The following is a 12,411-nucleotide window of genomic DNA, read 5'->3' on the forward strand; positions in this document are numbered from 1 at the left end:
ATCCCTTCCACCCTTTGATCATGGCGAGACAGCCGTTCACCCGATGTCCACCAGGGCTTTTTCGCCCGGACGGGTGTCTCGTCCGATCCGGGCGACCGCCGTCTACTCGGCGCGCAGCGCCACCACCGGGTCGAGCCGTCCGGCCCGCTGCGCCGGCACCACTCCGAAGACGATGCCGACCGCCGCGGAGACGCCGAACGCCAGCGCCAGCGACCACCAGGTGATCGCCGCCGGGATCGGCGAGAACGCGTCCACGAGCAGCGCGGTGCCCACGCCCAGCGCCATCCCGGTCAGGCCGCCGACCGATGTCAGCAGCACCGCCTCCAGCAGGAACTGCACGCCGATGTCGCGGGGGCGGGCGCCGACCGCCTTGCGCAGGCCGATCTCGCGGGTCCGCTCGCGTACCGAGACCAGCATGATGTTGGAGACACCGACGCCGCCGACGAGCAGCGAGATGCCCGCGATGGCCGCCAGCACGCCGGTCAGCACGCCAAGGATGTCGCCGAGCACGCCGAGGATCTGCCGCTGGGTGACGGCGCTGAACTCGGTGTCCGGGTGCCGGCGGGACAGTTCCGCGACGATCCGGTCGCCGAGCTCGTCGATCCGCTCCCGGTCCGGCGCCTTCACCGCGATGCCGTCGATGCGCTGGGTGCCCCACAGCCGTTGCGCCGCCGTCACCGGTACGTGCACCTCGTCGTCCCGGTCCACGCCGAGACTCTGCCCGAGCGGGGCGAAGACGCCGATCACCCGGAACCGCACCCCGGCCAGCGTGACCTGCTGACCGAGCGGATCCCGGTCGGGGAAGAGCGCGCGGGCCACCGAGTCACCGAGCACCGCCACCCGGCGGCTGGTGTCCACGTCCGCCCCGGTGAGGTAGCGGCCCCGCGACAGCGACCTGGTGAACACCGACGGGGTGGTCTCCAGGACGCCCTGCACAGTGGTGAAGTCGGACCGGTTGCCGGCCCGTGCGGTAGCGCCGGAGGCCACCGTGACGGCGACCCGCCCGGGGTCGCCGACCACCCGGGAGACCGCGTCGGCGTCGCTGAGGTCCAGCGGCGAGACCACAGGCGCGTTGCCCACCTCGATCCGGCCCGGCACCACCAGCAGCAGGTTCGAGCCGAGCCCTTCGACCTGCTGCTCGACCTGCTGCTTCGTGCCGGTGCCGATGGCCACCAGGATCACCACCGAGGCCACCCCGATGATCACCCCGAGCATGGTCAGCAGGCTGCGCATCCGGTTGGCCCGCAGCGCGTCCGACGCCACCCGCCACGCCTCGGCCAGCCTCATCCGGCGTCGCCCTGCTGACGGCCGCCTGCGGCGCGCGGAAGGCGCCCGGTGGCCCCGGTGGCGCCACCGGGGCCACCGGGCGGGTGCCCCGGGCCGCTTCCGGACGCGGACCGGGGCTCCGCGCTGGGAGCGGGGTCCAGTGTCGCAGGTACGCCGGAGCCGTCCGACGCCGGTCGATCATGAAGGCTGTCGGACCGGATGAGCCCGTCCCGTACCGCGATGCGCCGGTGTGCCCGGGCGGCCACCTCCTGGTCGTGGGTCACCATCACCAGCGCCACCCCGGACTCGGCGTTCAACTGTTCCAGCAGCTCCAGCACCGCCTCGCCGGTGGCGCTGTCCAGGTTGCCGGTCGGCTCGTCGGCGAGCAGCACCGCCGGTTCGGTGACCAGCGCCCGGGCGATCGCCACCCGCTGCTGCTCACCGCCGGAGAGCTGGTTGGGCCGGTGGTGCAGCCGGTGACCGAGCCCCACCCGGCCCAGCATCGCCGCCGCCCGCTCCCGCCGCTGCCGCGCCCCGACACCCCGGTAGACGAGCGGCAACGCCACGTTGTCCACTGCCGACGTACGGGCCAGCAGATGGAACGCCTGGAACACGAAGCCGATGGTCTCGTTGCGCAGCGTCGCCAGCTCCGGCGCGGTGAGCGTGGTCACGTCCCGCCCGCCGATCACCAGCCGGCCGCCGCTGGGCCGGTCCAGCCCGCCGAGCAGGTGCATGAGCGTCGACTTGCCCGAGCCGGACGGGCCGATCACCGCCACGTACTCGCCCTGGTCGATGGTGAGCGACACCCCGCGCAGCGCGGACACCGAGACACCGTCCAGCTCGTACGTGCGCCAGACGTCGACCGCCTCGACCGCCGGTACGGTCACGGGAGTTCCTGGCCGTCGCGCACCTGGTCGGCGCCGCGCACCACCACCCGGTCACCGGCCCGTACGCCGTCGACGATCTGCACCAGGTCCTGCCCCTGCACGCCCACCGTCACCGGCACCCGGTCGGCCCGGCCGTCCCGCAGCACCCAGACCGCGTCCCGCCCGTCGGTGGAGAACACCGCCGACGCCGGCACCGCCACCGCGTCGGCGGCCTCCCGCACCCGCAGCCGTACCACGGCGTTCATGCCAGGGCGGGGTGCCGGAGCGGCCTCGGCCTCACCGAGGCGGCCGGCGCCCAGGTCGAGGCGGACCCGGTAGGTGACGCCGCCCCGCGCCGAGCTGGTCGGCAGCACGTCCACCGACCGCACAGTCGCCTCGTACGTCGCGCCGGTCACCGCGTCCAGCTCGACCGACGCGGCCACCCCGGCCCGGACCAGCAGCACGTCGGTCTCGTCCACCTCGGCGAGCAGGCCGAGCCGGCCGATGTCCACGACGGTGAGCACCGGCGTGCCGGCGGTGACCCGGCCACCGGCCGGGATCGCGTCGTCCACCCCCGGCGGCGGGCCGCCCTGCCCGCCCGTGCCGAGCGCCGACGGGTCGAGACCGGGCACCGCCGCGCCACCCGCCGCACCGAGCAGCCCGGCCAGGTCGGCCGGCGCCGCCGACCGGGTGCCGCCCGGCTGCACCACACCCGCGATCGGCGCGCGCAACGTCAGCGCGTCCACTGTCGCCTTCGCCAGGTCGTACGCCTGCTGGGCCTGGAGTCGTTGCGCGGACGACAGCGCGCCGACGGCGCTGTTCAGGCCGGCGACCCCGCGCTGCACCTGGGCCACGGCCCGGTCGGCGGCGCGGGCGGCCGACTCGTACTGCCGCTGCGCCGACTGGACCTGGAGCAGCAGCGCGGCGCGTACCTGCGGGTCGCCGACCTTGCCGGCGGCGGCGCGGGCGGCGGCGAACGCCTCGTCGGCAGCCCGGTCGGTGCCGCGCCGGCTGCCACCCAGGTCGCCGGTGCCGGTGCCCCGCCCGGCCCGCTTCGCCGCACGCAGCGCGTCCCGCGCCTTCGCCAGGCGGTCCCGGGCCGACGGCGAGTCGATCACCGCGAGCACCTGCCCCCGGGTCACCCGCTGCCCCGGCTGCACCTGCAGACGTGCGAGCGTGCCGTCGGCGGGTGCGGTGAGGGTGGCGGCGGCTCGCGCGGTGACTGTGGCCGGGGCGTCGATCACCTCGCTGACCGGCGCGCGGCCCACCTCGGCGACTGTGACCGCCGGGGCGTCGTCGCCGCAGGACGCGGCGGTCGTGCCGGTCAGCGCGACGACGGCGAGCACCGCTGTGACGAGACGGGGGCGGCGGGCCGCGGGCAGCCGCGGCGAGGGAGTGCGGGCCACCCGGCCCATGCTACGACCCGTCGACAGGCGTCGACGTTCAGCCGATGACGGCCCGCACGTAGGCCACGCAGTCGTCGTGCAGCATCGACCACGGGTCGCCGAACACCTCGTCGGCGGCCTGCTCCGGGGTCCGTCCCTGGTGCACCACGGCCCGGTAGAAGTCCAGCATCCGCTGCTCGCCGTACCTGTCGACCAGATGGCGTACGGCCAGGTAGCCGACGCCGTACGCGCCGCCGACCCGGTCGTCGCTCGCGTCGTCGGCGGGCGCCACCGCCTCCAGCCGCCCGGACCAGCCGCCGCGCAGCAGGTCCCGCACCTCGGTCAGGCCGTCGTAGCGGTGTACGGGCTGGCCGTCGGCACCGGCGTACTCGGCCAGCCCCTCCACCAGCCACCAGTCCGCGCGGTCGGCGTAGCCCCGGTCGGGCAGCGAGGCGGCGTGGGTCAGCTCGTGCCGGAGCAGGTCGTCGAGGCCGGCCGGGGTGACGATCTGGGCGTTGAGCACCACGTCGTGGCGTCCACCGCCGACGCCCACCGCGTAACCGGCTGTCCACTTCGGCCGCCCGCCTCCGTACCAGCGCTGCCACTCGCCCTTCCCGGCGTAGTAGACGAGGTACCGGTCCGGCGGCCGGCCGCCGATCGCGTACCGGTCCGCGGCCCGGGCGGCGGTCTCGGCCTGGGCGAGCAGGCCGGGCAACTTGCGCCGCTGGGCCGGCGTGGTGGCCACCACGACCCGCTTGCCGACCGTCACGGCCAGGTCGTTCATCTGCCACGGCCGTACACCGGCCAGGTCCGCCTCGGACGGTTCCAGCGCGGTCAGCCGGGGTTCCTCCCCGGCCAGCCGCCAGCGCGCACCCAGCTCCACAGTGCTCGGCTCACATTCCGGCACCACGAAGCAGTAGCCCACTGTCACCGTCTGCCGCCACTCCCCCGGCCGCCCCTCGACAGCCTCCGGCACACCGTCCGCAGCCGGCCGCCAGGCGGTGACCCGCAGCGCCCGCAGCGCCGCGTACCGGCGGCTCAGCGCCGGCCGGGCCGCCGGCTCGGCGACCGCGAGGAAGCCGGCCCGGTCCGCGCCGACGAGGGCGGCGGCCTGCCGGTCCAGCAGCGCGAGCATCCGCTCGCCGAGCCGCCGCTGCGCCGCCGTGCCCGGGTCGGCGTTCGCGGCCGACCGCCCGGCCGCATCAGGCGCCGACTCCCGCAGGAGCACGCCGGGCACGGCGCCCGCCACCAGGCCGAGCGCCAGCCCGAGCGCGGTCCAGAGCGGCCACCGCCGTCGTTGCCGCACCGTCCGCGTCGGGTCCGGCTGCGCCAGGGGTACGGGGTACGACGCCGGACCAGCGGCGGGGTGCGGCAATGACGCCGCATCCGGTGCCGGTGCCGGTGCCGGTGCCGGTGCGATGGTGTCGACGGCGGCGTCCACGCCGGCGGAGGTGGCGGCGTTTTCGACGCGGGCGTCGTCAGCGCGCGTGTCGTCAGCGCTGGCGGCGGCGCTGACGTTGGCGGCGCCTGCGTCGGCGGCGGCGTCGGCGGTGGGGCGAGGCTCGTCGCCGTCCGTCGTCCGGCCGGGAGGCTGCTCGTCGCCGTCGGTCACCGGCGAAGGGTACGACCAATCGGGCGTTCCGGGAAAGAGTCCCGCCGCTGTTCCGCCCCGCCGAGAGATCTTGGTACGAAAGCGCCCTGATGGGGGCCGTTTCGTACCAAGATCTCTCAGATCGGGGTGCCGGTCAGCGTCAAGGCCGTCTTGTCGGCTGCCCAGAGGGCCACCAGGGCGACCGCCGGCACCGTGTGGCCGGCCAGGGTCAGCAGGACGCCGCCGGTCAGGAAGCAGGCGGCCTGGACGGCGAGCTTGGCCGGGTCGGGCAGCGTAACGGCTGCACGCGGCGAGCAGAACAGACCCCACACCACGGCGATCACCAGCGGCGTGCCGAGCCCGGCCAGCAGGCGTACCGGCCAGCCGGTGCCGAGCGTGAAGCCCCAGTATCCGGCCGAGCCCAGAAGGGCCAGTTCCAGCAGGAAGATCACGCCGAGCAGCAGGGCCTTCATCGGTTCTCCCAGGAGAGGTAGGCGCGGTCCAGGCCGGCGATCATCTCGTCGAAGGAACGGTCGGTGTCGCGGGGCAGCCCGAATCCGCCCGCCGCCTCCAGGGCGACGAAGCCGTGCACGGCGGCCCGGAACATCCGGATGGCGTCGGTGGCGGCGTCGCCGTCGAGGCCGTACCCGAGCAGGATGGCGCGGACCGCGCCGACCGCGCGCTGCCCGGCGGCGAGGTGTTCGGGGTCGGCCGGGTCGGGCGCCCGCTGGGCGGCCGGGTAGCGGCCGGGGTGCTGCCGCGCGTACTCCCGGTAGGCGGCGGCGACGGCGCGCAACGCGTCGCCGCCGGAGCGACCCGCGGCGGCGGCCGTGAGCACGTCGGCGATCTCGGCGGTGGCGAGCACCGCGAGCTTCTGGTGCAGCGCGTCCGCGCCCCGGACGTGCTTGTAGAGGCTCGGCAGCGCGACGCCGAGCCGGGCGGCGAGCGCGGCCAGGGTCAGCTTCTCGTAGCCGACCTCGTCGGCGAGCGCGGCGGCCTCCCGCACGACAGTCGCCGGGGTCAGACCGGCCCTAGGCACGTGCGGTCACCGCCAGGAACTCGACCAGGTCGGCGGCGGTGGCGTCGGGCTGGTCGGCGTGCGGGTAGTGCCCGGACTCGGCGACCATCCGGGCCTCGGCCACGGCGAACAGCCGGCGCGCGGCCCGCGCCTCAGCGCCCGGGTCGGGGAAGTCCGGGTCCTTCGTACCCATCAGAACCAGCACCGGCCGGCGTACCTCGGGCGCGCGGGCGGTCCAGTGCGGGTCGGCCGGTGCGATCACGCCGCGCACCGCGGCCATCCGGCCGCGCAGCTTGGCGACCAGCTCCTTGCGGTACGCGGCGTCGTCGGCCGGCCGCCCGCAGGGGAACAGCGTGCGGTGGAACAGCCCGAACAGCCGCGGCTGCGCAGCACTGCCGCCTGCGCCACACGCATCAGCGGGTTCGGCTTCGGCGTGCCGACGAACGGGCTGACCTGCACGATGCCGCTCACCAGGTCCGGTGCCTCGGCGGCGGCGAAGACCACGGCGGCGGCGCTGGAGGAGCTGCCGACCAGGGTGGCGGGCTCGCCGCCGAGCGCCCGCACCACGGCGAGCAGGTCGCCGCCGACCTGCTCGGGGGCGTACGTGGGCCAGTGCGCGCTGGAGTCGCCGTGCCCGCGTACGTCGACCGAGGCGACCCGGTAACCGGCCGCGACCAGCCGGGGCGTCAGGTGGCGGAAGGCCGCCCGGTTCTCCCCCATGCCGTGCGAGAGGACCACGAGCGGTCCCGACCCGTGCACCTCGTACGCGATCGTGCCGCCGTCCCGCGCCACTTGGCTAACCGTCATAGCCGTAAAGCTAATAGCATTAGCCAACCACCGTCAAGCTTGACCTCAACCCGGGATGAGGTCGCACGATCCCGGGCATGCCGATCACCGCCGACACCCACGTACGCCTCGCCCGCCCGAGCCGCGACCTCGCCGCCGCCGAACGGTTCTGGACGCAGGGGCTGGGCCTGGACGTGCTCTACCGGAGCGAGGGCGGCCACGCGGACGAGCACGACCTGGTGATGCTCGGCCTGCCCGGGGCCGGCTGGCACCTGGAGCTGGTCGGTGGCGCGACGCTCGCGGTCGAGCCGCGTCCCACCGGGGAGGACCTGTTAGTGCTCTATCTCGACGGCCCGGCCGACGACGAGCTGGTCCCGAGACTGGAACGGGCCGGCGGGACCAGGGTCTCCGCCGGCCCGTACTGGGACAGGTGGGGTGTCACGTTCGCCGACCCGGACGGCTACCGCCTCGTGCTGTGCACCCGGGCCTGGTCGAACGACTGACTCACTTCTTCGACAGCACCGCGCGGCCGAAGAACGCCAGGTTGGCCGGGCGCTCCGCGAGCCGGCGCATCAGGTAGCCGTACCACTGGTCGCCGTAGGGGACGTACGTCCGCACCGTGTAGCCCTCGCCGACCAGGCGCTGCTGCTCCTCCGGGCGGATGCCGTAGAGCATCTGGAACTCGAACCGGCCCGGGTCGCGGTCGAACCAGCGCGCCCGGTCCTCGCCGATCGCGATCAGGCGCGGGTCGTGCGTGGCCAGCATCGGGTAGCCGTCGCCGGACATCAGCACGTTCATGCAGCGCACGTACGACTTGTCCACCTCGCGGGCGGACTGGTACGCCACCGACTCCGGCTCCTTGTACGCGCCCTTGCACAGCCGCACCCGCGACCCGGCCGAGGCCAGCTCCCGGCAGTCCGACTCGGTCCGCCGCAGGTACGCCTGGAGCACCGCGCCCGTCCCCGGGTGGTCCTTGCGGAGCTTCGCCAGGATGTCCAGCGTCGAGTCGGTGGTGGTGTGGTCCTCCATGTCGAGCGTGACAGTGGTGCCCGCCGCGTCGGCCGCCGCGCAGATCGCCCGCGCGTTGTCGTACGCGAGCTGCTCGTCGAACATCTGGCCCAGCGCGGACAGCTTCACGCTGACCTCGGCGGCCGGGGTGAGCCCGGCGGCGGCGAGGCGGCTCAGCAGCGTGAGGTACTCGTCCCGGGTGGCGTTCGCCTGTTCCGGGGTGGTGGTGTCCTCGCCCAGGTAGTCGAGGGTGACCGCTTGGCCGTCGGCGACCAGCTCGCGGGTTGCGCGCAGCGCGTCGTCGGTGGCGGCGCCGGCGACGAACCGGCGGACGACGTCCCGGGTGAACGGGGCCGTCGCGACGAGCCGCTCCACCTGGGTAGACCGGGAGGCGGCGAGGATGACGGAACGGAGCATGAGCCGAGCGTAACGCTCACCACCGGGCCCTCGCCGGGTGCGTCCGAGGCCCGTTCCCTCCCGCCCTCCGACCGGCCCGGGCACCCCCGGCTGGCGGGGATCGGCTACAACGTTCACGTGGATCGACGACACCCCCGGCGCCGGCTCCGCTCGGCCTCCGTGCAGCTCGGCGCGCTGACCGCGCTGGCCCTCGCGCTCTCCGGCTGCAACAACGGTTACGACGACGACGATGACGACTGCGCGCTCGGGCCGGCCGGCGGAGGCGGCGACACCGTCGCCGTCGCCCTGCTCGTGCCCGCGCCGGCCACCGCCGCGCGCGGCGAAGCCGCCCCGACCGCCGCGCTGCCCGAGCGCGGCGGCTTCGGCACCCACCTCGCCTCCTGCGGCGGCTGACGTGCGCCGCGAGGCGAGCACGCCGCGCCCCGGCTGGGACGAGACCATCCGGGCCCAGGGCCTGGTGTACGTGGACACCGAGCTGCCCGACGGCGAGATCATGTCGTACTGGGACGAGACTGCGGCGTACTCCTTCACGCTCGACGAGGTGCTCCGGCTGGAGGAGGCCACGGAGGAGCTGCACCGGATGTCGGTGGCCGCCGCCGAGCACGTGGTGGCCCGCCGCCGGTACGCCGAGTTCGGCATCCCCGAGTGGGCCGCCGAGGCGGTCGCCCGCTCGCTGCGGGAGTCCCCGCCGACGCTCTACGGCCGGTTCGACCTCTGGTACGACGGCAGCGGACCGCCGAAGATGCTGGAGTACAACGCCGACACCCCGACCGCGCTGGTCGAGGCGAGCATCGTGCAGTGGTACTGGCTGGAGCACACCCGCCCGGACGCGGACCAGTGGAACAGCCTGCACGAACGGCTGGTCGGCGCGTGGGCCAAGATCGGCGCCGGCCTGCACGAGCCGAGGGCACACGTGCTCTGGTCCTCCGAGGAGGAGTCGGGCGAGGACCAGATCACCGCCGGTTACCTGGCCGAGACGGCCCGCCAGGCCGGGCTGGACGTGACGCTCATGCCGATCCAGCGGGTCGGCTGGGACGGGCGACGTTTCGTCGACGCCGACGACCGGCCGATCACCACCTGCTTCAAGCTCTACCCCTGGGAGTGGATGCTGGCCGAGCCGTACGGGCGGCCCGCGCTCGACCCGGGCACGCCCACCACCTGGATCGAGCCGGCCTGGAAGCTGCTGCTGTCGAACAAGGCGCTGCTGGCGGTGCTCTGGGAGATGTACCCGGGGCACGACTACCTGCTGCCCGCGTACCTGGACTCGCCGCGCGGCATGACCGAGTACGTGGCCAAGCCGCTGCTCGGTCGGGAGGGCGGCTCGGTACGCATCGTGACCGGCGACACGGAGATCACCAACCCGGGGATCTACGGCGACGAGGGCTTCTGCTTCCAGGAGTTCCGCGCGTTGCCCGAGTTCGAGGGCAACCGGACGGTGCTCGGGAGCTGGATCGTGGACGGCGAGTCGGCGGGCGCCGGGGTCCGTGAGAGCGAGAGCCTCATCACTGACGGTTACGCGCGGTTCCTGCCCCACTACATCGACGCACCGCGTGTGCTCTGAGTCGTCTACCGTTGGTGTCGTGAACTTCGACGCGTACGCCCGGACCGGGGTCGAGCTCGTCAACGCCCGGCTGGACGACCTGGACGGCCTGCGGGCCGTCTTCTCGGACGAGCAGGGCTGGATGCGCGACGAGGTCGCGGAACGGGACCTGGCGATCTTCCGGCGGGCGCAGAAGCGCCTCCGGGACGTCTTCGAGTACGGCACCTCGGGCCGGGACGCCGACGCGGTCTCCGAACTGAACGCGATGCTGGAGGCGTTCCCGGTGCAGCCGCGCATCTCCGGGCACGACTCCTCCGACTGGCACATGCACGTGACCAGCCGGGGCGCGTCGGTCTCCTCCGAATACCTGGCCGGCGCAGTCTGGGGCCTGTCGGTGTGGCTCTGCGAGTACGGCAGCGCCCGCTTCGGGGTCTGCGCCGACGACCGCTGCGGCAACGTCTACCTGGACACCTCGTCCAACTGCTGCCGGCGGTTCTGCTCCGAGCGCTGCGCCACCCGCTCCCACGTGGCAGCGCACCGGGCCCGCAAGCGGGCCGCGGTCGGCGAGCAGGCCGTCCCGGCGCAGCCGCTGTCCCCGGTGAGCTGACCTCCGGCGCTCCGGCCGCCCTTGCTCGAACGGCGGCCGGGGCGGCGCGTGCCGGTCAGACGTCGACCGGCGACGGCGCGGTCAGGTTGGCCCGGGCGAACTCCAGCGACTCCCGCAGGTCCGCCTCGCGGACCGCGCGGCTCTTCGCGCCCCGGGTGGTCACCTCCACCGCCACCGAGCCGGTGAACCCCCGCCCGGCCAGCGAGCGGAGCATCTCCGCGCAGGGCTGACCGCCGCGACCGGGCACCAGGTGCTCGTCGCGCCCCTCGCCGGTGCCGTCGCCCAGGTGCACGTGCGCCAGCCCGGAACCCATCCGGTCGGCCATCGCCATCGCGTCGGTGTGCGAGGCCGCGCAGTGCGACAGGTCCAGCGTGTAGGAGGCGTACCCGATCTCGGTCGGATCCCAGCCCGGCGCGTACGGGACGAACTGCCGCCCGGCCATCCGCACCGGATACATGTTCTCCACCCCGAAGTGCAGGCCGCCGAACTGCCCGGCGATCGTGTCGAGCCCGTCGGCGAAGGTGCGCGCGTAGTCACGCTGCCAGGTGAACGGCGGATGCACCACGACAGTGGGCGCCTCCAGCGTCTCGGCCAGCTCGGCGGCCTTGCGCAGCCGCTCCCACGGGTCGGGGCTCCACACCCGCTGGGTGACGAGAAGGCACGGGGCGTGGACCGACAGCACCGGGACGCCGTAGTGCTCGGCGAGGCCGCGCAGCGCGCCCGCGTCCTGGCTGACCGGGTCGGTCCAGACCATCACCTCGATGCCGTCGTAGCCGAGCTCGGCGGCGAGCTGGAACGCCGCCGCGGTCCGTTCGGGAAAGACCGAGGACGTGGACAGGAGCACCGGAACGCGGTAAGTCACACCTCCGAGGGTAGCTCCAACCGCCAGCGAGCATCGGGACGAGCAACCGCAAAGCAACCCAGAGCGCTCGTACTGTCACATCGGCGCGAGCTGATCCAGCCGGCGCAGGATGACGCCCTCCCGCAGCGCCCACGGGCAGATGTCCACGCAGTCCACGTCGAGGCGCCGCATCACCGCCTCCGCCACCACCGCGCCCGCGAGGAGCTGGTGGGCCCGCTGCGCGCTCACCCCCTCCAGCTCGGGCAACTGGGCCGGCGGGATGTGCCTGATGAACCCCAGCACCTGCCGCAGGCCGGTACGGGTCAGGCTGCGGCGCGCCCACAGACCCGCACCCGAAGGCGCGGCGCCGGCCAGCCGGGCCAGCGTGCGGAACGTCTTCGAGGTGGCCACCGGACGCTCCCAGCCCACCGCTGTCAACTGCTCCACCACCGGGTCGAGCTGCGCGTTCACGTACGCCCGCAGTTCCTCCACGGCCTCGGCCGACGGCGGCGCCGTGCCGGCCGGATCGACGGCGAGCCGCTCCCGGCTGAGCCGTCCCGCGCCGAGCGGCAGCGAGATCGCCACGTCCGGGTGCTCGTCGATGCCGGCGGCCAGTTCCAGCGAGCCGCCGCCGATGTCCATCGCCAGCAGCCGCCCTGCGGACCAGCCGAACCACCGCCGCACCGCCAGGAACGTCATCCGCGCCTCGTCCGCGCCGGAGAGCACCTCCAGGCGTACGCCCGTCTCGTCGCGGACGCGCGCCAGCACGTCGGCGGCGTTCGTGGCGTCGCGGACCGCACTCGTCGCGAACGCCAGCAGATCCTCGGCGCCCAGCCCGTCAGCCGCCGCCCGGGCCATGCCGACCGCCTTGACCAGGCCGTCCGCGCCGCCGCCGGTGAGCGCGCCGTCCGGCCCGATCTGCTCGGCCAGCCGCAGCACCACCTTCTCCGAGTGCGCCGGCCAGGGATGCGCGCCGTGGTGGGCGTCGACCACCAGCAGGTGCACCGTGTTGGAACCGACGTCGAGGACACCCAGTCGCATGGGGAAGACCCTAGGGCCAACACGTTTCGTCGGCTCGGCGGCCGG

General features: G+C 74.4%; 15 protein-coding genes. 4 read left to right on the forward strand and 11 right to left on the reverse strand.

The features are described from left to right. Positions 1-102: 102 nt before the first annotated feature. From MICAU_RS28220 to MICAU_RS28250, 8 genes are all read right to left on the reverse strand, one after another. Positions 103-1,287, reverse strand: a complete 1,185-nt coding sequence (locus MICAU_RS28220; protein ID WP_013288760.1) for an ABC transporter permease — start codon at positions 1,285-1,287, stop codon at positions 103-105. Beyond that, complete coding sequence (locus MICAU_RS28225) at positions 1,284-2,153, reverse strand: ABC transporter ATP-binding protein (protein WP_013288761.1); 870 nt, start codon at positions 2,151-2,153, stop codon at positions 1,284-1,286. The genes MICAU_RS28220 and MICAU_RS28225 overlap by 4 nt, the downstream gene beginning before the upstream one ends. Next, on the reverse strand, positions 2,150-3,547 hold the full coding sequence (locus MICAU_RS28230) for an efflux RND transporter periplasmic adaptor subunit (RefSeq protein WP_013288762.1): 1,398 nt from the start codon (positions 3,545-3,547) through the stop codon (positions 2,150-2,152). Before MICAU_RS28230 ends, MICAU_RS28225 begins: the two co-directional genes overlap by 4 nt. Before the next feature lie 28 nt (positions 3,548-3,575). Beyond that, positions 3,576-5,129, reverse strand: a complete 1,554-nt coding sequence (locus MICAU_RS28235) for a hypothetical protein (RefSeq protein WP_013288763.1) — start codon at positions 5,127-5,129, stop codon at positions 3,576-3,578. Positions 5,130-5,245: 116 nt separating this feature from the next. Next, positions 5,246-5,581, reverse strand: a complete 336-nt coding sequence (locus tag MICAU_RS28240) for a YrdB family protein (protein WP_013288764.1) — start codon at positions 5,579-5,581, stop codon at positions 5,246-5,248. After that, positions 5,578-6,147, reverse strand: coding sequence for a TetR/AcrR family transcriptional regulator (locus MICAU_RS28245; RefSeq protein ID WP_013288765.1), 570 nt, complete (start codon positions 6,145-6,147; stop codon positions 5,578-5,580). The genes MICAU_RS28240 and MICAU_RS28245 overlap by 4 nt, the downstream gene beginning before the upstream one ends. Then, positions 6,140-6,388 carry an alpha/beta fold hydrolase gene (locus MICAU_RS33295; protein ID WP_244879685.1) on the reverse strand — a complete coding sequence of 83 codons (249 nt, stop codon included), beginning with the start codon at positions 6,386-6,388 and terminating at the stop codon, positions 6,140-6,142. Before MICAU_RS33295 ends, MICAU_RS28245 begins: the two co-directional genes overlap by 8 nt. Beyond that, positions 6,385-6,933, reverse strand: coding sequence for an alpha/beta fold hydrolase (locus MICAU_RS28250; protein WP_244879686.1), 549 nt, complete (start codon positions 6,931-6,933; stop codon positions 6,385-6,387). Before MICAU_RS28250 ends, MICAU_RS33295 begins: the two co-directional genes overlap by 4 nt. Positions 6,934-7,010: 77 nt before the next feature. On the opposite strand from MICAU_RS28250, the gene MICAU_RS28255 reads away from it, so the two are divergent. Continuing rightward, entirely contained in the window at positions 7,011-7,415 is a 405-nt protein-coding gene (locus tag MICAU_RS28255; protein WP_013288766.1) for a VOC family protein, read from the forward strand. A 1-nt stretch (position 7,416) separates the two neighbouring features. Here the strand turns inward: MICAU_RS28255 and MICAU_RS28260 are convergent, their stop codons facing one another. Next, positions 7,417-8,337 carry a proline dehydrogenase family protein gene (locus MICAU_RS28260; protein ID WP_013288767.1) on the reverse strand — a complete coding sequence of 307 codons (921 nt, stop codon included), beginning with the start codon at positions 8,335-8,337 and terminating at the stop codon, positions 7,417-7,419. Between the two features lie 117 nt (positions 8,338-8,454). Here MICAU_RS28260 and MICAU_RS28265 point away from each other — a divergent pair, with 117 nt between their 5' ends. The 3 genes from MICAU_RS28265 to MICAU_RS28275 are packed head-to-tail and all read left to right on the forward strand — an operon-like array spanning position 8,455 to position 10,484. Next, positions 8,455-8,730, forward strand: coding sequence for a hypothetical protein (locus MICAU_RS28265; protein ID WP_244879687.1), 276 nt, complete (start codon positions 8,455-8,457; stop codon positions 8,728-8,730). Position 8,731: 1 nt separating this feature from the next. Next, complete coding sequence (locus MICAU_RS28270) at positions 8,732-9,898, forward strand: glutathionylspermidine synthase family protein (protein WP_013288769.1); 1,167 nt, start codon at positions 8,732-8,734, stop codon at positions 9,896-9,898. A 19-nt stretch (positions 9,899-9,917) separates the two neighbouring features. Then, on the forward strand, positions 9,918-10,484 hold the full coding sequence (locus tag MICAU_RS28275) for a CGNR zinc finger domain-containing protein (RefSeq protein WP_013288770.1): 567 nt from the start codon (positions 9,918-9,920) through the stop codon (positions 10,482-10,484). Between the two features lie 55 nt (positions 10,485-10,539). On the opposite strand, the gene MICAU_RS28280 is transcribed toward MICAU_RS28275, so the two are convergent. Then, positions 10,540-11,346, reverse strand: a complete 807-nt coding sequence (locus MICAU_RS28280; protein WP_013288771.1) for a sugar phosphate isomerase/epimerase family protein — start codon at positions 11,344-11,346, stop codon at positions 10,540-10,542. Positions 11,347-11,421: 75 nt separating this feature from the next. Next, positions 11,422-12,366: a Ppx/GppA phosphatase family protein gene (locus MICAU_RS28285; RefSeq protein ID WP_013288772.1), complete on the reverse strand. Its 945-nt coding sequence runs from the start codon at positions 12,364-12,366 to the stop codon at positions 11,422-11,424. Positions 12,367-12,411: the final 45 nt, after the last annotated feature.

Origin of the sequence: Micromonospora aurantiaca ATCC 27029, assembly GCF_000145235.1 — a bacterium.
In the GTDB taxonomy this organism is placed as follows: Bacteria; Actinomycetota; Actinomycetes; order Mycobacteriales; family Micromonosporaceae; genus Micromonospora; species Micromonospora aurantiaca.

Excerpts from the sequence above, each read along its gene's own strand:
- MICAU_RS28230 (WP_013288762.1), bottom strand. The coding sequence starts at position 3,547 with ATGGGCCGGGTGGCCCGCACTCCCTCGCCGCGGCTGCCCGCGGCCCGC.
- MICAU_RS28285 (WP_013288772.1), bottom strand. The coding sequence starts at position 12,366 with ATGCGACTGGGTGTCCTCGACGTCGGTTCCAACACGGTGCACCTGCTG.
- MICAU_RS28220 (WP_013288760.1), bottom strand. The coding sequence starts at position 1,287 with ATGAGGCTGGCCGAGGCGTGGCGGGTGGCGTCGGACGCGCTGCGGGCC.
- MICAU_RS28255 (WP_013288766.1), top strand. The coding sequence starts at position 7,011 with ATGCCGATCACCGCCGACACCCACGTACGCCTCGCCCGCCCGAGCCGC.
- MICAU_RS28240 (WP_013288764.1), bottom strand. The coding sequence starts at position 5,581 with ATGAAGGCCCTGCTGCTCGGCGTGATCTTCCTGCTGGAACTGGCCCTT.
- MICAU_RS28250 (WP_244879686.1), bottom strand. The coding sequence starts at position 6,933 with ATGACGGTTAGCCAAGTGGCGCGGGACGGCGGCACGATCGCGTACGAG.
- MICAU_RS28260 (WP_013288767.1), bottom strand. The coding sequence starts at position 8,337 with ATGCTCCGTTCCGTCATCCTCGCCGCCTCCCGGTCTACCCAGGTGGAG.